General features: G+C 70.6%; 22 protein-coding genes. 12 read left to right on the forward strand and 10 right to left on the reverse strand.

Annotated elements, in window-relative coordinates; all coding sequences use genetic code 11:
- Positions 1-129 precede the first annotated feature (129 nt).
- On the reverse strand, positions 130-750 hold the full coding sequence (locus ACIRPT_RS14475; protein WP_403826856.1) for a hypothetical protein: 621 nt from the start codon (positions 748-750) through the stop codon (positions 130-132).
- Between the two features lie 853 nt (positions 751-1,603).
- Between ACIRPT_RS14475 and ACIRPT_RS14480 the strand changes: the two genes are divergently transcribed.
- On the forward strand, positions 1,604-2,449 hold the full coding sequence (locus ACIRPT_RS14480; protein ID WP_403826859.1) for a nitrilase-related carbon-nitrogen hydrolase: 846 nt from the start codon (positions 1,604-1,606) through the stop codon (positions 2,447-2,449).
- Between the two features lie 50 nt (positions 2,450-2,499).
- On the opposite strand, the gene tatA is transcribed toward ACIRPT_RS14480, so the two are convergent.
- From tatA to rpmB, 3 genes are all read right to left on the reverse strand, one after another.
- Positions 2,500-2,697: a Sec-independent protein translocase subunit TatA gene (gene tatA / locus ACIRPT_RS14485; RefSeq protein ID WP_403498889.1), complete on the reverse strand. Its 198-nt coding sequence runs from the start codon at positions 2,695-2,697 to the stop codon at positions 2,500-2,502.
- A 109-nt stretch (positions 2,698-2,806) separates the two neighbouring features.
- Positions 2,807-3,112: a 30S ribosomal protein S14 gene (gene rpsN / locus ACIRPT_RS14490; RefSeq protein WP_403826862.1), complete on the reverse strand. Its 306-nt coding sequence runs from the start codon at positions 3,110-3,112 to the stop codon at positions 2,807-2,809.
- Positions 3,112-3,348, reverse strand: coding sequence for a 50S ribosomal protein L28 (rpmB, locus tag ACIRPT_RS14495; protein ID WP_403826865.1), 237 nt, complete (start codon positions 3,346-3,348; stop codon positions 3,112-3,114). Before rpmB ends, rpsN begins: the two co-directional genes overlap by 1 nt.
- Positions 3,349-3,425: 77 nt before the next feature.
- Between rpmB and rpmG the strand changes: the two genes are divergently transcribed.
- From rpmG to ACIRPT_RS14520, 5 genes are all read left to right on the forward strand, one after another.
- On the forward strand, positions 3,426-3,590 hold the full coding sequence (gene rpmG / locus ACIRPT_RS14500; RefSeq protein ID WP_052861459.1) for a 50S ribosomal protein L33: 165 nt from the start codon (positions 3,426-3,428) through the stop codon (positions 3,588-3,590).
- A gap of 8 nt (positions 3,591-3,598) precedes the next feature.
- Positions 3,599-3,862: a type B 50S ribosomal protein L31 gene (locus ACIRPT_RS14505; RefSeq protein WP_403826869.1), complete on the forward strand. Its 264-nt coding sequence runs from the start codon at positions 3,599-3,601 to the stop codon at positions 3,860-3,862.
- Complete coding sequence (locus ACIRPT_RS14510) at positions 3,862-5,010, forward strand: CobW family GTP-binding protein (protein WP_403826872.1); 1,149 nt, start codon at positions 3,862-3,864, stop codon at positions 5,008-5,010. Before ACIRPT_RS14505 ends, ACIRPT_RS14510 begins: the two co-directional genes overlap by 1 nt.
- A gap of 187 nt (positions 5,011-5,197) precedes the next feature.
- Positions 5,198-5,434 (forward strand): 30S ribosomal protein S18, encoded by a 237-nt coding sequence (rpsR, locus tag ACIRPT_RS14515; RefSeq protein ID WP_403826875.1) that lies wholly within the window; start codon positions 5,198-5,200, stop codon positions 5,432-5,434.
- A 373-nt stretch (positions 5,435-5,807) separates the two neighbouring features.
- A complete protein-coding gene (locus tag ACIRPT_RS14520) occupies positions 5,808-6,047 on the forward strand; it encodes a DUF397 domain-containing protein (protein WP_403826877.1) in 240 nt (79 codons plus the stop codon).
- A gap of 131 nt (positions 6,048-6,178) precedes the next feature.
- Here the strand turns inward: ACIRPT_RS14520 and ACIRPT_RS14525 are convergent, their stop codons facing one another.
- Positions 6,179-6,682, reverse strand: coding sequence for an ATP-binding protein (locus ACIRPT_RS14525; protein ID WP_403826880.1), 504 nt, complete (start codon positions 6,680-6,682; stop codon positions 6,179-6,181).
- A 333-nt stretch (positions 6,683-7,015) separates the two neighbouring features.
- Between ACIRPT_RS14525 and ACIRPT_RS14530 the strand changes: the two genes are divergently transcribed.
- From ACIRPT_RS14530 to ACIRPT_RS14550, 5 genes are all read left to right on the forward strand, one after another.
- Entirely contained in the window at positions 7,016-7,879 is an 864-nt protein-coding gene (locus ACIRPT_RS14530; protein WP_403826882.1) for a helix-turn-helix domain-containing protein, read from the forward strand.
- A gap of 84 nt (positions 7,880-7,963) precedes the next feature.
- Positions 7,964-9,421: an aldehyde dehydrogenase family protein gene (locus tag ACIRPT_RS14535; protein WP_403826884.1), complete on the forward strand. Its 1,458-nt coding sequence runs from the start codon at positions 7,964-7,966 to the stop codon at positions 9,419-9,421.
- Positions 9,422-9,537: 116 nt separating this feature from the next.
- Positions 9,538-10,080 (forward strand): DinB family protein, encoded by a 543-nt coding sequence (locus ACIRPT_RS14540; RefSeq protein WP_403827097.1) that lies wholly within the window; start codon positions 9,538-9,540, stop codon positions 10,078-10,080.
- 257 nt (positions 10,081-10,337) lie between these two features.
- Positions 10,338-10,979 carry a PadR family transcriptional regulator gene (locus ACIRPT_RS14545; protein WP_403826887.1) on the forward strand — a complete coding sequence of 214 codons (642 nt, stop codon included), beginning with the start codon at positions 10,338-10,340 and terminating at the stop codon, positions 10,977-10,979.
- 192 nt (positions 10,980-11,171) lie between these two features.
- Positions 11,172-12,158: an LAETG motif-containing sortase-dependent surface protein gene (locus ACIRPT_RS14550; RefSeq protein ID WP_403826889.1), complete on the forward strand. Its 987-nt coding sequence runs from the start codon at positions 11,172-11,174 to the stop codon at positions 12,156-12,158.
- Between the two features lie 27 nt (positions 12,159-12,185).
- Here ACIRPT_RS14550 and ACIRPT_RS14555 read toward each other — a convergent pair whose 3' ends face one another.
- The 4 genes from ACIRPT_RS14555 to ACIRPT_RS14570 form a co-directional block, all read right to left on the reverse strand.
- Complete coding sequence (locus tag ACIRPT_RS14555; RefSeq protein ID WP_403826892.1) at positions 12,186-13,403, reverse strand: hypothetical protein; 1,218 nt, start codon at positions 13,401-13,403, stop codon at positions 12,186-12,188.
- Positions 13,404-13,521: 118 nt separating this feature from the next.
- Positions 13,522-14,937 carry a glutamate decarboxylase gene (locus ACIRPT_RS14560; RefSeq protein ID WP_403826895.1) on the reverse strand — a complete coding sequence of 472 codons (1,416 nt, stop codon included), beginning with the start codon at positions 14,935-14,937 and terminating at the stop codon, positions 13,522-13,524.
- Positions 14,938-14,969: 32 nt separating this feature from the next.
- On the reverse strand, positions 14,970-15,614 hold the full coding sequence (gene wrbA / locus ACIRPT_RS14565) for an NAD(P)H:quinone oxidoreductase (protein WP_403826898.1): 645 nt from the start codon (positions 15,612-15,614) through the stop codon (positions 14,970-14,972).
- 118 nt (positions 15,615-15,732) lie between these two features.
- On the reverse strand, positions 15,733-16,812 hold the full coding sequence (locus ACIRPT_RS14570; RefSeq protein ID WP_403826900.1) for an alpha/beta fold hydrolase: 1,080 nt from the start codon (positions 16,810-16,812) through the stop codon (positions 15,733-15,735).
- A 120-nt stretch (positions 16,813-16,932) separates the two neighbouring features.
- On the opposite strand from ACIRPT_RS14570, the gene ACIRPT_RS14575 reads away from it, so the two are divergent.
- A complete protein-coding gene (locus ACIRPT_RS14575) occupies positions 16,933-17,688 on the forward strand; it encodes a TetR/AcrR family transcriptional regulator (RefSeq protein WP_403826903.1) in 756 nt (251 codons plus the stop codon).
- Positions 17,689-17,719: 31 nt separating this feature from the next.
- Here the strand turns inward: ACIRPT_RS14575 and ACIRPT_RS14580 are convergent, their stop codons facing one another.
- Complete coding sequence (locus tag ACIRPT_RS14580; protein ID WP_403826906.1) at positions 17,720-18,535, reverse strand: SDR family NAD(P)-dependent oxidoreductase; 816 nt, start codon at positions 18,533-18,535, stop codon at positions 17,720-17,722.
- Between the last annotated feature and the right edge of the window lie 32 nt (positions 18,536-18,567).

Raw genomic sequence — 18,567 nt, forward strand, 5'->3', positions numbered from 1 at the left:
TCCCCCCGCTTTGTGTGTTTGGGGGGGGGGCGGGGCTAGGGCCCCCCCCCCCATTAATCCTAACTCCCCCCCCCACACCCCGCCCCCGCGCCCCGCCCCCCCCCCCCGGGCCCGATGATGTTTCCGGGGTCAGGTAATTCCACCGGGGAGTCTGGGCAGTGTGGGCAGGCCCGGGAGATCGGGGGCCGGCAGCCCGCCGAGGGTAATGCTGGCGATGACGTTCACCAGTGCGGTGACGCTGTTCGCCGCCGCACTGGTGATGGTGGCCGGGTCGCCCGCCGAAATCGCGTTGAGCAGGGCATCGGCCTTTGTCTGGAGCCCGGTCAGGGACTCGGCCCGCAGATCGGCGGCCGTCTTTCCGGTGCCGGATCGCGAACCGTTGTCGGGCTGTGAGACGGACGGCGTCGAGGGAGTTGCGGCGGAGGCCTGCTGGGCGGCGCTGATGGCATTCCTGATGGCCGTGGTGTGGGTGCTGAGGAGATCCGCGGGCAGCTTTCCGCCGTCGGCGGCCGCCAGGACGTCATTGATCAGGTCGGTCACCGGCTTGAGCACTCCGGCGATATCGTCCAGGTTTTTGACCTGGTCCTTGAGGGCATCGGTGTTCGGCAGCGGAGCCCGGTGCGCGCGGGCGACGTCGGAACGGTGCGGGGCGTCGCCCATGGATGCGATGGCCTCTCCCGCGGCACCCAGGGCGAGGGCTCCGCACGCGGCGGCGGAGATGAGCAGACCGGCCTTTCGGGAGATACGCATGGCGGGTTCCTTTCCCGTGGTGTGCGCAGGAGCCGAGCGGTGCGCGGGTCTCAGCGTCACCCTGCGAAGGGTTTTGACGGTCTGCAAGATCTGCTGCGGCAGATGGGCGAGCCGCCATCGCAATGAATCCGGGGGCCCGGGTGACGGGGTGACGCCTTATGGGCCGGAGCAATTCCATCTGTTCGGGTGATGGTGCGGAACTCGCGCCCGTTTGGCGGGTTGGTCGAAGAGGGCTCCCGTATCGGGAGTTCCTGCTCCCGAAGGGTAATTGCGCGATGAAGAGGATGAGGGCGGGCGCCGCCGTGGCGTCGGCGCCGGTCGGGATCTCCGAGGCGGCCGCGCCGCAGACGGTGGCGAGCGGTGACCGGCACCGCAACCACTGACGGTCACGCGGCGCCGCCGGGGTTCGGCGGCCGGCCGAGCGGGTCCGGCGGGCCGCTCGGCCTGGGCCGCCCGGCCAGGCGGTCGCCGGCAGCGCCGGACGACTCGGCCGCGCGCCGTCGTCTCCGCGTCGCCGGGCGGACTGCGGCTGGAAGCCGCCCGGCGGTCGTACGACGGGTCGTGTGGATCAACGGAGGAAACCCGTGTCCGGCACGGGAAGGATCGTTCTTTCGCCCGTTGGTGGAGACCCTTCCGCCCGGGGGTTCGACGTGGCCTTGGGGTGCGGTTCGGGTGCGGTGGGTGATCCGGGAGCCCGTACGGCCCGAAGCTGGCAAAATTACATAAAGGGCGTAAATAGCATCCGCAATGGGAAGCCGCAAAGGCAGGCCGTGAAGGCGAAGAAGGCAAAGCCGCAACGAAGGCAAGCCGCAACGGCAAGCCGCAAAGCCGACTGATCGGTGAGGTGTGGGCCATGCGTATCGCACTGGCGCAGACGGACTGCGTGCTGGGTGAGGTGCCGGAGAATCTCGACATCGCCCAGGAGCAGATCAAGCAGGCGGCGGACCAGGGCGCCGATCTCGTCGTCTTTCCCGAACTGAGCCTGCACGGCTACCACTTGGGTGTGCTCAAGCGCGATACCTCCATCGAAGCGCGCGATTCCCGGCTGCTGGAGCTGAGCATTCTCGGGCCCGATGTGCTGGTCGGCCTGCATGAACACACCAGCCTGCGGGCGTACAACACCTCGGCGTACTACGCGGACGGTGCGCTGGTGCATGCGCACCGCAAGCTCTACCTGCCCAATTACCTTGCGTGGGAGGAGCGCAAGCATGTCAGCCCGGGGCAGTCGATGCGTGCGTACGACCTGACGAAGTCGCCGAGCGGTGGGCGGGGCGCCACCCTGGTGTGCAATGACGCGTGGCAGCCGGTGCTGCCGTGGCTGGCGGTGCAGGACGGCGCCGAGGTGCTGTTCGTGCCGACCAACAGCGCGGCGAGTCTGGATCCGGAGGCGATGGACACCATCGCGTACTGGGACACCCTGCTCGCCTATACGGCCAAGATGCTGCAGTGCTGGGTGGTGTTCGTGAACCGGGTGGGGAACGAGCACGGCGCCACGTTCTGGGGCGGTTCGCGGGTGGTGGATCCTCGGGGGACGGTGGTGGCGCAGGCGCCCAGATGGGAGCCCGGGCTGGTCACCGTCGAAATCGATCCCTCCGAGGCGCGCCGGCAGCGGCGCGCGGTGCCGCTGGTGGCCGAGGCCCGGCTGGGGCTGGTCGACCGCGAGGTGCGGCGGCTGATCGACGAGGGCGGGGACCACTAGGTCGTGTCCGATGGGTCATGGCCGGGCGCGCGGTCGGCGCCCGCGGTCCGTCAGTGGCCGGGGGCGGATTCCGGGCGGGGCGTTTCGGCCGGGCGCTCGTCCTTGAGGGCCTTGGCCTCGGACTTGAGGATGCGCATCGACCGGCCGAGGCCGCGCGCCATGTCGGGTAGCTTCTTCGAGCCGAAGAGCAGCACGAGGGCCGCGATGATCAGGAAGAGGTGCCAGGGCTCGAAGGCGTTGCGGAGCATGCGGCGCTCGCTTTCGTCGGGGGTGCCTGGGGCGGTCTGCCCAGTATGACCCGAACGGCCCGGCCGCCCGGTCCAGGGTGCGCACCTGGGTCCGGACGGCCGGTCGCGGCTACCAGCTGGACTTGCGCACGCCCGGCAGGTAGCCCTGGTGAGCCTGTTCCCGCAGGCGTACGCGAGAGAGCCCGAAGGCGCGGAAGTAGCCGCGCGGGCGGCCGTCGACGCTGTCGCGGTTACGGACCCGGGTGGCGCTGGCGTCCCGCGGCTGGCGGGAGAGCTCGCGCCGGGCGGCGAGGCGCTCCTCCTGGGGCGTCCGCGGATTGCGGATGAGGGCCTTGAGGAGGGCCCGCCGGGCGGCGTAGCGGGCGACCGTGGCGCGTCGCTTCTCGTTCTTGGCGATCTTGCTCTGCTTGGCCATCAGACCTTCTCCCCCCGGGCGCGGATCCGGGCGACGGCCGCTTCGATCCCGATCGTGTCGACGGTCTTGACGGCCCGTGCGCTGAGCGTGAGCCGGATGTGCCGGCCCTCGCTCTCCAGCCAGTAGCGCTTGCGCTGGATGTTGGGGTCGAAGCGGCGCGAGGTGCGGCGGTGTGAGTGGGAGATGGAGTTGCCGAAGCCGGGCTTGCGGCCGGTCAGCTGGCAGTGGGCGGACAAGGTGCGTTCCCTCCGGTGGTCGGGGCCCCCGCTGGGGCCTTATTGAAAATGGAAACCATTTACGTATACTACCTGGCATGGCCCGCAACGAACTACGCCCGGTCGTCAAGCTCCGCTCCACCGCCGGCACCGGCTACACCTACGTCACCCGCAAGAACCGCCGTAACGACCCCGACCGGCTGGAGCTGCGCAAGTACGACCCGGTCGCCGGGCGTCACGTGACCTTCCGAGAGGAGCGCTGAGGACCGCCATGAAGCCTGGAATCCACCCCGCCTACGGGCCCGTCGTCTTCCGCGACCGGGCCGCCGACTACGCCTTTCTGACGAGCTCGACGGCGACCAGTGACAAGACGGTCGTGTGGGAGGACGGGAACACCTACCCCGTCATCGACGTCGAGATCTCCTCGGCGAGCCACCCCTTCTACACGGGCACCGCCAAGGTCCTGGACACCGCGGGCCGCGTGGAGCGGTTCGAGCGCCGCTACGGCGTCACCGGCAAGCGCGGGGCCCGCTGATGGAACCGCTCAACGTCGTGCTGGTGGGCGGCCTGCACTCGGACGCGCGGCGGGCCGCCGTCGAGCGCCTGCTGCGCGCCGTGCCCGGCAGCGTCGCCCTCCACCACGACCTCGCCTCGGCGGCGGACGGCACCGTCCGCCGCACCGTCCGCGACGCCGGCGGCACGCTCGGCACCGGCGAGGCGCCGCTGGTCAACGACTGCGCCTGCTGCGCGCTGCGCGAGGACCTGGTGCCCGAGCTGGAGCGGCTGGCCGGGGGCGGGACCTGCCGGCTGGCGATCGTGGAGCTGTGGGACTCGGTCGAGCCGAAGGCGATGGCCGAGGTGGTCACCGCCTGCGGCAGCGAGAACCTCGCGCTGACGGGGGTGATCACGGCCGTCGACCCGGCGCTGCTGCTCCCGTACCTGGGGTGCGGCGACGACCTCGCCGAGGCGGGGCTCGCGGCCGCCGCCTCCGACCGGCGCACCGTAGCCGACACCTGGGCGCGGCAGCTGGAGTACGCGCCGGTGCTGGCGATCGCCGAGGGGGAGGAGCCGGCCGAGCCCGTGGACCTCGCCCTGCTGGCGCAGCTGCATCCCACGGTGCGCCAAGTGGCCGTCGAGTCAGGAGAGTTGGCGGCCGTTGCGATGGCCGGATTCGATGTGGAGGCGGCCGCCGCGCGGCAGCACCCGGCCTGTGCGCTGCTGCCGCAGGAGGCCGACGCGCAGGGCGTCGGCACGCTCGTATGGCAGCACACCCGGCCGTTCCACCCCGGGCGGCTCTACGCCGCGCTGGAGGACCTGACCTGTGCGGCGGCGCGCAGCCGGGGCCGGTTCTGGCTGGCCGACCGGCCGGACAGCCTGCTGTCCTGGGACGCGGCGGGCGGCGCGCTGTGCCTGGAGAACGCCGGGCCGTGGCTGGCCTCGCTCCCGGACGCGGCCTGGGAGATGGTGCCGCCGGTGCGCCGGGCCGCCGCCGCGCTGGACTGGCACCCCGAGAACGGCGACCGCGCCCAGCATCTGGTCTTCACCTCGCCCGGACTGGACCGCGAGGGGCTGACGTCCCTGCTGGAATCCTGCCTGCTGACCGACGCCGAGTACGCGGGCGGTCCGCCGGCCTGGAAGAGCCTGCCGGCCGCCTTCGACGAGCTGCTCGACCCGGTCTCGTAGGGCGGGCCGGAAACCGAAACCGGCCGTAGTTCCGTACGGATCCGGTCCCGCGGGAGCTGTGACGCGCCCGCACCGCCCGGGCGGTCCGCAGAGCCGGTGAAGCCCCGGCTGCCCGTGTAGCCCCGGCTGCCCGTGAAGCCCTCGCCCACTACCCGTGAATCCCGCAGCACCCATGAAGGAATCCCCCATGCCCCGTCGGCCCGACCCCCGCCGCAAGACCACGCCCCGCCCCAATCCGCTGGACGCGGCGGGCATCACCTACATCGACTACAAGGACACCGATCTGCTGCGGAAGTTCCTCTCCGACCGCGGCAAGATCCGCAGCCGCCGGGTCACCCGGGTCACCGCGCAGCAGCAGCGCCGGCTGGCCCGCGCGATCAAGAACGCCCGGGAGATGGCGCTGCTGCCGTACGCCTCCCGGTGACCTGGCCCGGGCGGCGTCGCGCGGCTTCCGTGTCGTGCGGGAGGGGCTGACCAACGGGTCCGCCACGTGGGCACGGGGAGTTGCCGGGGGCGTGGGCGAGGGCGGCCGATCGCGGACTTCGCCGCACGCCCCGCGCCCGCCGCGGAACGCTCTCCGCGGCCGGTCGAGGGCATTGCCGAGTGGGAACGGGACGTGCCACCGCGTCATGCGGAACGGCCGCCGGTCGATTGTGACGGAGGGTTCGGGGAAGGCGCTCGACGAGCTGTGACCGGGGCGGCACGCGCTGTCGTGCACGTGCATCTGCGCATGCATCTGCATGTGAACACAGCTATGATCCCCGGCAGTTGACGCCCTTTCTCACTGGGAGAGCCCTGTGCCCCACGCATACAACGGCATGGCCGCAACGGATCTCCGCGATGTGGCCTGGCAGAAGAGCCGGCACAGCAATTCCCAGGGTTCCTGCGTGGAATTCGCGAAGCTTCCCGGCGGTGAGATCGCGGTACGCAACTCCCGCTTCCCGGACGGCCCGGCGCTCATCTACACGCCGGCCGAGATCGCGGCGATGCTGCTCGGCGTCAAGGACGGGGAATTCGACCACCTCGTCAGCGAATAGGCGCGCACGACAAAGGCCCCGTCCGGGCTGGGCGCCTTCAGGGGCCGCCGGGCAGGGCCTTGCATGCGTGCACCGGGGTGCGGTTCTCCGCTCTCGCCGGTCTCTCGAGTTCTCCCGTTCCGGTTCCGGCGCTACGGCAGCCGGAACTGGGCCCACACGATCTTGCCGTGCATCGCGCCGGTGAGCCGGTGCCAGCCCCAGCTGTCGCTGAAGGATTCCACCAGGTAGAGCCCGCGCCCCGATTCCGCGGCCGAGTCGGCCTCTCCGGCGACCGGTGACGCGTCGCTGGGGTCGCGTACGGCACAGATGAGCCGGGAGGACCAGCGCATCAGGTGCAGCCGGGCGGGCGCGGCGCCGCCGCCGGCCTCCGGCATGCGGGGCTCCGGGACCCGGGCCTCCGGGGCGAGTGGCTCCGTGGCGAGGATCGCATGCCGCAGGGCGTTGGTGACGAGCTCGGAGACGACCAGGGCGACCCCGTCGAAGAGTTCGTCCAGATCCCAGTCCTGGAGGGTGTCGCGAGTGAACTTCCGTGCACCGCCGACCGATTCGTACCGCGGCGGGAGCGTGCAGGACACGGATCCGGAGACGGACAAGGGGTCGACGGGAGGAAGGCCCTGCCATAACGGCTCGAGCATGGTCAAAACCCTGGTCCCCATGCGAGGCACTCCTGGCGTTCGCGGACGTCATGATCCTGGCCGGTCAGCCGGATCTGGCGGATCTTTCACGAGCGAGCATGCGTGCGACGCCTATCGTTCCCAATGGTCACGACAGATGCAAGGGCAGATGCACGTGCACGCGCGGTAATTGCGTAGAACCGGGCGGTATCGGGCCGATTTTTTCTCCGACGCGGTGTGGAGGCCTTGCGGGGAAGTCACATATCAGTAACCGCACGAGCACTCAACGAAGCGCGAACGTGGCAGACTGCGGCGCACCATTGGACGGGGTGGGGTCACAGGAGGGTCTGAGAGGTGTCCGAAGGTGAGTCGAGCGGGTCGGTGGTGCGGCGCATCCTGCTGGGGGCGCAGCTCCGCAGGCTTCGTGAATCGCGCGGCATAACCCGTGAGGCGGCCGGCTACTCGATCCGTGCGTCGGAATCCAAGATCAGTCGCATGGAATTGGGGCGGGTGAGCTTCAAGGCGCGGGATGTGGAGGATCTGCTCTCGCTGTACGGGGTCGGGGACGAGCAGGAGCGCGATGCGCTGCTCTCCCTCGCCCGGGAGGCCAATGCGACGGGCTGGTGGCACAGTTACACCGATGTGCTGCCCGGCTGGTTCCAGACATATGTCGGCCTGGAGGGTTCGACGTCCGTCATTCGCAACTACGAAGTCCAGTTCGTACATGGGCTGTTGCAGACGGAGGGGTATGCGCATGCGGTCGTCAAGAGCGGCATGCCCGGCGCCGGCACCGCCGAGATAGAACGGCGCGTCGCGCTGCGGCTGGAGCGGCAGAAGCTGCTGGTGGCCGAGCAGCCGGCGGAATTCCACTGTGTGCTGGACGAGGCGGCGCTGCGTCGCCCGTACGGTGACCGCGCGGTCATGCGGGACCAGTTGCGGCATCTGATCGATCTGTCCGAGCGGCCGAATGTGCACCTCCAGGTCATGCCGTTCAGCTTCGGCGGGCATGCGGCGGAGAGCGGCGCGTTCACCATGCTCGGATTCCCGGAGTCGGGTCTGCCGGACGTCGTCTATCTGGAACAGCTGACCAGCGCGCTGTACGTGGACAAGCCGGAGGAAGTGGCGCAGTACGCGCGGGCGATGGACCGCCTCCAGGGAGACGGGCCGAATCCGGCCGAGACCCGCGACCTGTTGCGTGGTCTACTCCAACTCATGTGACGCGTGAGTAGGATGAAAAACCATCAGGAGTCAGCACCCCACAATGCGGCGCCCTGAGCGCCCTGTTCTCCAGATCGGGATGGCATGTCCTACTTCGACGAGTTGGCGTATCAGTTCATCGACGGCGAGTGGCGCTCGGGCAGCGGCTCTTGGGACATCGTCGATTTCAATCCCTACAACGGCGAAAAGCTGTCCTCCATAACCGTCGCCACGGTCGAGGAAGTCGATCAGGCGTATCGCGCCGCCGAGCGCGCCCAGCGGGAATGGGGCACGACCAATCCCTACACCCGGCGGCTGGTCTTCGAGCGGGCGCTGCGGATCATCGACGACCGCGAGGAAGAGCTGGGCGCGGCGATCGCCGCGGAGGTCGGCGGGACCCTGGCCAAGGTGGGCTTCGAGCTGCATCTCGTACGGGAATTCCTGCGCGAGGCGATGCAGCTGGCGCTGCGCGCCGAGGGCCGGATTCTGCCCTCGCCCATTGACGGCAAGGAGAACCGTCTCTACCGGCTTCCGGTCGGTGTCGTGGGTGTCATCTCGCCCTTCAACTTCCCGTTCCTCCTGTCGATCAAGTCCGTCGCGCCGGCCCTCGCGCTGGGGAACGCCGTTGTCCTCAAGCCGCACCAGAACACCCCGATCTGCGGCGGCGGGCTGGTCGCGAGGATCTTCGAGGAGGCCGGGCTGCCGGCCGGGCTGCTGAATGTCGTGGTCACCGACATCGCGGAGATCGGGGACGCGCTGATCGAGCACCCGGTGCCCAAGACCATCTCCTTCACCGGCTCGGAGAAGGTCGGCCGCCATGTCGCGACGGTCGCCGCCGCCAACTTCAAGCACTCGATCCTGGAACTGGGTGGCAACAGCGCGCTGGTCGTCCTGGACGACGCCGATATCGACTACGCCGTGGACGCCGCCGTCTTCAGCCGCTTCGTTCACCAGGGCCAGGTCTGCATGGCCGCCAACCGCGTGCTGGTGGACCGCGCCGTGGAGCGGGAGTTCACCGAGAAGTTCGTCGCCAAGGTCGCGTCCCTGAAGGTGGGCGACCCGACGGATCCGGGGACCCACATCGGGCCGCTGATCAACGAGGGCCAGGCCGAGGCCATCGCCGCCCTGGTGGACCGGGCGGTCGCCGACGGCGCCGCCGCGCTCGTTCACGGTGAGACCCGGGGCACGCTGGTGGGACCGAGCGTGCTCAGCGGTCTGCCCGAGGACTCCCCGCTCCTCACCCAGGAGATCTTCGGCCCGGTCGTCCTGCTGATTCCCTTCGACGGTGACGACGAGGCCGTACGGCTCACCAACGCCACGCCGTACGGGCTCAGCGGCGCCGTGCACACCGCGGACATCGAGCGCGGGGTGCGGTTCGCCAAGCGCATCGACACCGGGATGATCCACATCAACGACGGCACGGTGCACGACGAGCCGATCGTGCCGTTCGGCGGCGAGAAGAGTTCCGGGGTGGGGCGGCTGAACGGCGACGCGATGGTGGAGGCGTTCACGACGACGAAGTGGATCTCCATTCAGCACGGCCGGTCGCAATTCCCGTTCTGAGTCCGGCTTTTGAGCGTCTAGGACGTGAACCGTCCTAGACGCTCCCTAGTGTGTGGGGTGTCGGAAGGCGGGCGGCAGGAGGCCACCCGCCGGTGGACGCCACGAAAGGCGGCTTCATGCCCACTTACGTTCCTGCCGAGGCCGACGGTGACGAGCGCGGCGCACTGCTGGGCTTTCTGGAGGCGCAGCGCGGCGGACTGCGGCGGGCGGTCCTGGGGGTCGGCGATGAGCAGGCGACCCAGCGGCCGAGCGCCAGTGAGCTGTCGCTGTTCGGGCTGGTCAAGCATGTCGCGGAGGTCGAGCAGGGCTGGGTCGCGATGGCCCAGGGGCGCCCGCACCCCCGGAGCCCGGAGACCTATCACCTGAGTTTCGAGCGGGAGGGCGACGAGACGCTGGCCGGCCTGCTGGCGTTCTGGGACGACGTCGCGCGGGACACGGAGAAGTTCATCCGCTCCGTGCCGAGCCTGAACGACACCTTCCCGCTGCCGGAGGCGCCCTGGTTCCCGCCGAACGCCCGGCAGTCGATGCGCTGGCTCGTGCTGCATCTGATCGAGGAGGCCGCCCGGCACGCCGGTCACGCCGACATCGTCCGCGAGTCCCTCGACGGCAAGACGGCCTTCGCGCTGGTGGACGAGGAGCAGACGGCGCGGGAGGGGTAACGGCCGGCCGGGGGAGTGGGATGGCAGGCGGGGGATATGGGTGCGCGCTTCGCCCCCGTCAACTCCCTTGTCGCTGTGGGGAGTTAGGTGCCATCCGCCGTACGTGCCACTTCTCGGCCGCCCTCGTGCCCCGGTCTCGTCAGGCCGGGGTGAACGGCCGGACGAGGTGCGTCTGATCAAAGTGGAATAGCTCAGTCCGTCGATGGTCGGGGCCGTCTAGTCTGTGGGCAGGACGGCTGTGAGGGATTGAGGAGACGATGTCGGCGATCCGGCTGCTGGTGTTGGGCGCCGTGCGGCAGCACGGGCGGGCGCACGGCTATCAGGTGCGCAACGACCTGGAGTACTGGGGCGCCCACGAGTGGTCCAACGCCAAGCCGGGCTCGATCTATCACGCGCTCAAGCAGATGGCGAAGCAAGGGCTGCTGCTCGCCCATGACGTCGCGCCCAGCACCGCCGGCGGCCCGCCCCGTACCGAATACGAGCTGACTGAGGCGGGCGAGGCGGAGTTCTTCACGCTGCTGCGCGCGGCGCTCTCGCGGCACGACCAGAAGGCCGATGTGCTGAGCGCCGGCATCGGTTTTCTGCTGGATCTGCCCCGGGCCGAGGCGGTGACGCTGCTCAAGGAGCGGGTGCGCGGCCTGGAGGAGTGGCGGAGCACGGTCACCGAGTACTACACGCCCGAGGGAGGGCCCGGTCAGCTGGGCCACATCGGCGAGATCATGAACATGTGGGTGTGCTCCGCGGACAGCGGCGCGGCCTGGACCCGTGGGCTGATCGAGCGGATCGAGGGCGGGGCGTATGTCTTCGCGGGGGAGGGGGAGCCGTTCGTGGGGGTGTTGGCGGAGGGGCAGAAGAACCCGTACGCGACGGGGGACGTGCATCCCGGGGACGGCCGCTGAGCCGGTCCCCGGACCCGCTGTGAGCCCACCGTGCGGCCACCGGGAACCCGCTGTGAATCCGCTGTGAGGACGATCACGCGGGGGGCGGCTGTCCGGCGTGCAACCTTCGAGGGAAATCGCGGGTCATGTACGCGTACAGCCGTATCGCGGAGGGCATCGCGGCGGCCGCTTTGACTCCCGAAGAAGGTCTCGATGAAGCTTCACCGCACTCTGGCGACCGCAGTGGTCACCGCCGTCATGGGGCCCGTGGCACTGCTCGCGGCGACCGCCGCCCATGCGACGGGGGAGGAGCCGGCCGCCACGGCCAAGCCGTCCGCGTCCGCGTCCGCCGAGCCGAGCGCCGCCGAGTCGGCCGTGCCGAGCGGTGAGCCGTCCCCCGCGTACACCCGCCCGACCTTCTGTTCCGGCATCCCCGACGAGGACCGCGGCAAGACGGGGCTGCGCGGCCTCCCGGGCAAGATCGTCGCGGGATCGGGCTGGCACGAGTTCACCTATCGCGTGCGCAACGTGTCCAAGGTCAAGGTGATGGAGATCGACGTCGACCTCGATCTCGGCACCGCGGACCCGAAGATCAATGACGTCTCCGAGCTGGTCGTCACGGTCGACTGGTTCAACCCGGCCACCGGCAAGTGGAAGCCCATCGAGGGAGGCGGCGCCGGGGTCTTCGACAACCACGAGTTCGCCACCCTCAAGAACATCGAGCCGGGCCGGTACGCGGACGCCAAGATGCGGATCAAGATCGGCAAGAAGGCCAAGGCGGGCTCCGGCTACTTCTTCACCACCGGCCATTCGTACGGCGAGGACGGCCAGTGCGGCTTTGACGAGATCAGCCGGTTCGACTTCCACGTCCTGGCCGCCGGCAGCAAGCCCGGCAAGGTGACGGATGCCAAGGTCAAGCCGGGGAAGGCGGGCACGCACGGGCAGGCGGGGACGCCGGGCAAGCCCGGAACGGCCGGCCGCAAGGGCGCCGCGGGCCACACGGGCGCCGCGGGCACCGCGGGCGCCGCGGGGAACAAGCCCGGCGCGCTCGGCTCCGAGACCCCGGTCGACGGCAAGCTCGCCGCGACCGGTTCCTCCGACGCGCTGCCGACCGTCGCCGCCATCGGTGGCGCAGCGGTCCTCGCGGGTGCCGGGGCGGTTTTCGTCGTGCGGCGGCGCCGGGAAGGTTCCGGCGCATAGGCCGTAGGGAACGCGGGGCCGGCGGCGTCAGCGGGAGTCGTCGGCCCGCGCCCGGCGGGCGCGGCGCAGCATGATGACGGCCGCGCCCATCGCCAGCGTCCCGGCGCCGGCGCCGATGACCGCCATGGGCGGGATGCCCCCGCTGCCGGCGTCGTCCTGCCCCGGCTTGTCGGCGTGGTGTCCGGGTGCCGCCGTCACGACGATGCCGTTGCTGCGCTTGACCCGCCCGTGGTGGCTGACGACCGTCACGGGATAGCTGCCGCCGTCCAGGTCGGACCGGATCCGGGCCGAACCGTAGAAACGCGGGTCGTCGCCGTCGCCGGCTTTGCTGTCGTCCCGCTTCAGCCGTACCGGCCCCTCGAACGCCGGGGAGGTCGCGGTCAGTCGCTCCTCCTCACCCGGGTCGGGCGAACCGTCCCGCCACACCACCTGCATCCGGCCGCCGGCCTTGACGCGGAAGTGGCGGCCGGATACCTCGATGTCGCCGCGCTTCCGGTAGAACTCGGGGCCGCGCCCCTTGCCTGTGTAGTCGTAGTCGCCGGGGCGGGAGGCCCGTACCTTGAGCCGGCCCTCGTCGATCACCTGCCCCTTCGGGCCGGTCAGCACCACCTTGTACGTACCGTCCTTGGCGTCCGGCCGCACGTCCGGCGCCGCCTCGAACATCCGCGGCAGGTGCCAGTAGCCGCCGTTCTCGTCATGCTTGAGCGGGACGGGCGCCTTGAATGCCTTCGAGCGCACCGTGAAGGACGTGCCGGTCTCCCCCGGGTACAGATCGTCGTAGGACAGGCCGACCGGCGCGCCGGGGCGCTGCCCGTCCAGATCGCCGGTCACCTCGAACGACGGCCGGGGCGCGGCCACCACGTGGACCGTGCCCCGCTCCGTGACGCGTCCGGCGATCTCGACCGTGAGCGGGTAGGCGCCGGGTCCGGTCTTCATCGCGATCGCGGCCCGCGCGCGGTAGCTGAGGCCCCAGGCGGACTCCATCATCGGGTCCTGGTGGTAGGCGAGCCGGAGGGGGTGGGAGAAGGCCGGGGAGCTCACGACGATCTTCTCGTGCCGGGTTCTGACGCCGGTCACCTCGAGGTCGACGAGCTGGCCGGGCCGCTCGCCGGTGCTCTGGAACATCAGCTGCGGCTTCTTCTTGGCGTGGCTGCCGTCGTCGGCCGCCGCAACGCCCGGCGCACCGGTGCCGCACACCGCCATCGCGCCGCATGTCGCGGCAACCGTGATGCGCAACCAGCCCACGACGCTGCCCCCTTGATCCGGTTTCCCGGAAAGAGGTGGGTAGCGCCCGATTGGTTGCTTCGCGCCCGCCGGTCGTCGCCCGTCGCCCGCTGTCCGACTCATGCCGGACGGAAGGCGGTCAGTGGTGGAACGCCGTCGCCACGCCTTCCGGCCGTTGCAGCGGGCCGGGCTGCTGCCGGAGTTCGGGCAGGAGCTGTTCCAGGTCGGAGAGGAAGAGGTCGGCGAGGTCCTGGGAGAAGCCGTTGCGGCAGACGACGCGCAGGACGGAGAGGTCCTCGCGGTTCGGGGGGAAGGTGTAGGCGGGGAGCAGCCAGCCGCGTTCCTTCATGCGCCGGGAGACGTCGAAGACGTCGAAGGCCTTGATGTCGTCGGCCGTGGTGAAGGCGAAGACGGGCAGTTCGTCGCCGCGGGTGAGGAGGCGGAAGTCGCCCAGCGCATCGATCCGTTCGGCCATCGAGCGGGCCACATCGCGCGTCGCCTGCTGTACGGCGCGGTAGCCCTCCCGGCCCAGCCGCAGGAACGTGTAGTACTGGGCGGCGACCTGGGCGCCGGGGCGGGAGAAGTTCAGGGCGAAGGTCGGCATGTCGCCGCCCAGGTAGTTGACGCGGAAGACCAGCTCCTCGGGCAGGGCTTCGGCGTCGCGCCACAGCGCCCAGCCGACGCCGGGGTAGACCAGGCCGTACTTGTGCCCGGAGGTGTTGATCGAGGCGACCCGTGGCAGCCGGAAGTCCCACTTCAGGGCCGGGTCGAGGAACGGCGCGATCATGGCGCCGGACGCGCCGTCGACGTGCACCGGGATGTTCCAGCCCGTGCGTTCCTGGAGCTCGTCGAGGGCGGCGCAGATGTCGGCCACCGGCTCGTAGGACCCGTCGAAGGTCGAGCCGAGGATGGCGACGACGCCGATGGTGTTCTCGTCGCAGAGTTCGACGGCGGTCTCCGCGTCGAGGTGGAAGCGGTCGCCTTCCATCGGGACCTGGCGCGCCTCGACCTCCCAGAAGTTGCAGAACTTCTCCCAGCAGACCTGGACGTTGGCGCCCATGATGAGGTTGGGCCGGGCCTGACCCGGATAGCGGTCCTGGTTGCGCTGCATCCAGCGCCGCTTCAGGGCCATCCCGGCCAGCATGCAGGCCTCGCTCGACCCGGTGGTGGAGCAGCCGACGGTGGAGGACGGGTCGGGCGCGTGCCACAGGTCGGCGAGCATGGCCACGCACCGTCGCTCCAGCTCGGCGGTGCGCGGGTACTCGTCCTTGTCGATCATGTTCTTGTCGCGGCAGTCGGCCATCAGGATGCCGGCCTGCGGCTCCATCCAGGTCGTGACGAAGGTCGCGAGGTTGAGCCGGGAATTGCCGTCCAGCATCAGCTCGTCGTGGACGAACTGGTAGGCGGTGTGCGGGGGGACCGGGCCGTCGGGCAGCGTGTGCCGCGGGGGCGAGGCGGTCATGCCCGAGACCGGATCGGCCTCGCCGTAGAAGGGGTTGACCGAGTGGCCGGCGGTCCGCCGGTCGCTTTCGGTTGCGCCTTTGTGGAGGGTCATGGTCCGCCGTCCGTCCGTCCGTGAGCTAGGGGTCAACTGGCCTGCGACAGGCCGGACTTGATCGCCCGGGTGAATTTCACGACGCGCCTCGCCTGGATGCGCGCGGCGGTACGGGCCTCGTCGTCGACCGGGACGTCCGGGCCGCCGACGTGCGAGGTGCCGTACGGATTGCCGTCGGTGAACTTCGCGGCGTCGGTGTATCCGGGGGTGACGAGGATGCCGCCGAAGTGGTGGATGGTCTGGTAGAGCGCGAGGAGGGTCGATTCCTGGCCGCCGTGCTTGGTCGCGGACGCGGTGAACCCGCTGTAGACCTTGTCGGCCAGATGGCCCTGCTGCCAGTGGCCGCCCAGGGTGTCCAGGAACTGCTTGAGCTGCGAGGACACATTGCCGAAGCGGGTGGGCGTACCGAGGATCACCGCGTCCGCCCAGAGGATGTCCTCGGGCCTGGCCTCCAGGATGTCGGCCGTCGCCCTGGCGTTCGCCGCCCACGCCGGATTGGCGTCGATGGCCACCTGTGGCGCCAGCTCGGCGGCCCGGCGCAGCTCCACCCCCGCCCCCTCGTGCTCGGCGGTGTCCGCGATCACCCGGGCGAGCTCCGCGACGGTGCCGGTCGAGGAGTAGTAGATGACGGCCACGTGCACCGGCGGGGGGTGGGACGGCGGCGGGTCCGGGGACATGGGTACCTCCTCGCCCCCGACGATAGGGGCACAGCGGAAGCCCGGCCTCCAGGATTCGGCCAGAGGGGCGGACGCCCTGGGCGGCCCTCGCCGCGCCCCGTACGGCCGGGCGTGGAAGTCAGCGGGCGGCCGGCTCGCCGGTGACCGCCGGGCGCACCTTGGTGAGCATCAGGTCGAGGAACCGGTCGGGGCGGCGGAAGGACGCGAAGTGGCTCGCGTCCTCGATGAGCGCGAACTCCTTGACCGGGGCGGTGACGTCGTCGAAGAACCGCCGGGCCCCCTCGGGCGGGGTGAGGACATCGCGCTCGCCCTGGAAGACGAAGAACGGGATGCGGAACGCGGTGCCCTCGGCCCATTCGTCGATCGTCACGCACTCGGGCGCGATGCGCTCGGAGTAGGTCATGCCCTTCAGGTAGGTGTGCAGCTCGCGGAGGGTGTGCAGCGGGGAGAACCACAGCGAGCGGATCACCACGGTCTTCATGGTGTCGTAGGTCAGCGGGTCGGAGGTGACGAGGAGCTTGTTGTACGTGGTCCACTGCTCGGTGCTCCAGGCCGACTTGTCGGGACCCAGCGCGGTGACGGCGGCGAGCTCCTTGCGCTTGCCCGCCGTCCGCAGCCGGTCCACCAGCGCGTGGTACGCCGCGCGCTCGCGGCCGCCGGCGTTGACGTTCTGGTCGGTGCCGACGTAGGCGGAGTACAGCTCGGGGTGGCTGCGGGCCAGGCGCAGCCCGAGGACGGAACCCAGGGAGTTGGCGACCAGCAGGACCTTCTCGACGCCGAGCCGGGCGCGGAGGTGCTCGGTGACCTCGAGGGCGTCGCGCCGGAGCCGCTCCAGACTCATCTCGCCCTGTCCGTCCGGGCCGGTGCGGCCGAAGGTCTTGGCCGCGCCGCGCAGGTCCCAGCGCACGAGGGTGAAGTGCCGCTCCCAGGCGCGGGTGCGCGGGGTGAAGACGAGGTTGGAGGCGCCGGGGCCGCCGTGGATCTCGAGGATCACCGGGTTGCGGAGGTCCTCGCCGCGGATCGAGATCCACTGGTCGATGCCGCCGATACGGACGAGGCCGGCCTCGTCGATGCCGTTCGGGGTGGTGATGCGGAGCTTCTTGGCGTGGGCGGCGCGCTTGAGCTGCCGGTAGCCCAGCAGGCCGGCCGGGGGCGCGGCGAGGACGGTGGCGGAGGCGAGGGCGAGGATGCCGAGCATGAGTGAGTGTTCCCCCTAAACTGTTTATGACGTAAGCGGTGACGTTTAAGGTATATACAGTTGGTGGGGGTGTCAACGCGTCAACCACCCCGCGCCGCAGCACCGACAGTGAGGACCGTCATGGCCAAGGAGAAAGCGCGCGACCTGCGCACGAGCGTGGCGCTGCTGTGGGGCGAGCAGGACCAGCCCACCCGCGGCCCCAAGCCCAGCCTCACCCCGCGCCGCATCGCCGAGGCCGCCGTGGCCCTTGCCGACGCCGAGGGGCTGGACGCCGTCTCGATGAACAAGGTCGCCGCCGAGTTCGGCGTCTCGGCGATGGCCCTTTACCGCTATGTGCCCGGCAAGGCCGAACTCGTCGAGCTGATGGTCGAGGCCGTCAGCTCGGAGCGCCCCGACCTCACGGCCGCGGGCCCCGGCTGGCGGCCCCGGCTGGAGGAATGGGCCCGCCGGTCATGGGCCGTCTACCGGGCCCACCCCTGGCTGCTCGCGGCCACCGCGATGCGCCGCCAGGTCATGGGGCCGGGCCAGCTCGCCTGGCTGGACGCCGCGCTCGCCGCCATGGAACCGACCGCCCTGACGGCCGCCCAGCGCCACCAGGTCTTCCTCCTGATCGTCGGGCTGGTGCGCAACCTCGCCCAGCAGCGGGCCGACTTCGACGAGGAGCACAACCGGGAGTGGAACCGCCTCACCGGCGAACTGCTCGACCGTCACGCCGACAGCTTCCCCGCCCTGACCAGGGCCATCGCGCAGGGCGCCTTCGCGCCGCCGCCGGTCGACCCGCTCGACTTCGGCCTGGAGCGCATCCTCGACGGCGTGCAGGCGCTCATCGACGACGCGGAGGCAGACTCGACGCCCGGTGGGGGCGCGAAGACGTAGGACCGGCGGGCCCCTCGCCGCTGCTCTTTCCCTACCCCACGAGGGCGCGGGTCAGCTTCATCAGGCGGGCGCGGGCGTGGGCGTCGTAGGCCTGCTCGTGGGCCCGCGCGTCGGTGAATCGGTCGAAGTAGCGGCCCGTGGTGGTCGCCAGGTCCGGGTCGGTGAGCAGGCGAACGGTCGGCCGTACGCCCTCGTCGATGCCGGTCACCGGTGTCAGTCCGTACTCGCGCACCCCGTCGGTGTCCATCAGATGTGCCGGGTGCAGCGTGTTGACCGTGACGCCGGTGCCGTCGAGCTCGGCGGCCAGCTCGAACGTCGCCATGATCAGGGCGAGTTTGCTGCGGCAGTAGGCGCGCAGGCCCTCGTAGTCCCGCTCCAGCATGACGTTGTCGAAGTCGATGGCTTCCTGCCCTATCGAGGCGACATTGACGACGCGGGCGGGCGCCGAGGCGATGAGCAGCGGCAGCAGATCGCGGGTGAGGGCGTACGGGGCGAGGAGGTTCACCGCGAAGCGGAGTTCGTGCCCCTGCCGGCTCAGCTCGCGCTGGAGCGGCTCGGCGCCGCCGCCCGCGACGGCGTTGTTGATCAGCCCGTCGAGCCGGGGCTCGGCCGCGCGGATCTCCGCGACCATCGCGTGCACCTGGTCGAGGTCGGCCAGGTCGGCGAGGTAGGTGCGGACGGTGGCGTTCGGGGCGGCGGCCCGTACCTCGGCCGCGACGGCGTCGAGGCGTGCCTGGTTGCGGCCGTGCAGCAGGACGGTGCCGCCGCGCGCGGCCAGCTCCAGGGCGAGGCCACGGCCCATGCCCTGGGTCGCGCCGGTGATCAGTGTGGTGGGTTGGCTGCTCATGCGGCCAGTGTGGCGGCTGGGCACGGTGATCG

The sequence above is a fragment of the Streptomyces sp. NPDC101227 genome, assembly GCF_044767545.1.
Classification (GTDB): domain Bacteria; phylum Actinomycetota; class Actinomycetes; order Streptomycetales; family Streptomycetaceae; genus Streptomyces.

What these genes read in the sequence shown, in the direction of transcription:
- tatA (WP_403498889.1), bottom strand. Translation starts at nt 2,697, where the DNA reads ATGCTCCGCAACGCCTTCGAGCCCTGGCACCTCTTCCTGATCATCGCG.
- ACIRPT_RS14510 (WP_403826872.1), top strand. Translation starts at nt 3,862, where the DNA reads ATGGAACCGCTCAACGTCGTGCTGGTGGGCGGCCTGCACTCGGACGCG.
- rpsN (WP_403826862.1), bottom strand. Translation starts at nt 3,112, where the DNA reads ATGGCCAAGCAGAGCAAGATCGCCAAGAACGAGAAGCGACGCGCCACG.
- rpmG (WP_052861459.1), top strand. Translation starts at nt 3,426, where the DNA reads ATGGCCCGCAACGAACTACGCCCGGTCGTCAAGCTCCGCTCCACCGCC.
- ACIRPT_RS14505 (WP_403826869.1), top strand. Translation starts at nt 3,599, where the DNA reads ATGAAGCCTGGAATCCACCCCGCCTACGGGCCCGTCGTCTTCCGCGAC.
- rpsR (WP_403826875.1), top strand. Translation starts at nt 5,198, where the DNA reads ATGCCCCGTCGGCCCGACCCCCGCCGCAAGACCACGCCCCGCCCCAAT.
- ACIRPT_RS14560 (WP_403826895.1), bottom strand. Translation starts at nt 14,937, where the DNA reads ATGACCCTCCACAAAGGCGCAACCGAAAGCGACCGGCGGACCGCCGGC.
- ACIRPT_RS14570 (WP_403826900.1), bottom strand. Translation starts at nt 16,812, where the DNA reads ATGCTCGGCATCCTCGCCCTCGCCTCCGCCACCGTCCTCGCCGCGCCC.
- ACIRPT_RS14480 (WP_403826859.1), top strand. Translation starts at nt 1,604, where the DNA reads ATGCGTATCGCACTGGCGCAGACGGACTGCGTGCTGGGTGAGGTGCCG.
- ACIRPT_RS14550 (WP_403826889.1), top strand. Translation starts at nt 11,172, where the DNA reads ATGAAGCTTCACCGCACTCTGGCGACCGCAGTGGTCACCGCCGTCATG.
- ACIRPT_RS14580 (WP_403826906.1), bottom strand. Translation starts at nt 18,535, where the DNA reads ATGAGCAGCCAACCCACCACACTGATCACCGGCGCGACCCAGGGCATG.
- ACIRPT_RS14525 (WP_403826880.1), bottom strand. Translation starts at nt 6,682, where the DNA reads ATGCTCGAGCCGTTATGGCAGGGCCTTCCTCCCGTCGACCCCTTGTCC.
- ACIRPT_RS14575 (WP_403826903.1), top strand. Translation starts at nt 16,933, where the DNA reads ATGGCCAAGGAGAAAGCGCGCGACCTGCGCACGAGCGTGGCGCTGCTG.
- wrbA (WP_403826898.1), bottom strand. Translation starts at nt 15,614, where the DNA reads ATGTCCCCGGACCCGCCGCCGTCCCACCCCCCGCCGGTGCACGTGGCC.
- ACIRPT_RS14545 (WP_403826887.1), top strand. Translation starts at nt 10,338, where the DNA reads ATGTCGGCGATCCGGCTGCTGGTGTTGGGCGCCGTGCGGCAGCACGGG.
- ACIRPT_RS14475 (WP_403826856.1), bottom strand. Translation starts at nt 750, where the DNA reads ATGCGTATCTCCCGAAAGGCCGGTCTGCTCATCTCCGCCGCCGCGTGC.
- ACIRPT_RS14540 (WP_403827097.1), top strand. Translation starts at nt 9,538, where the DNA reads ATGCCCACTTACGTTCCTGCCGAGGCCGACGGTGACGAGCGCGGCGCA.
- ACIRPT_RS14535 (WP_403826884.1), top strand. Translation starts at nt 7,964, where the DNA reads ATGTCCTACTTCGACGAGTTGGCGTATCAGTTCATCGACGGCGAGTGG.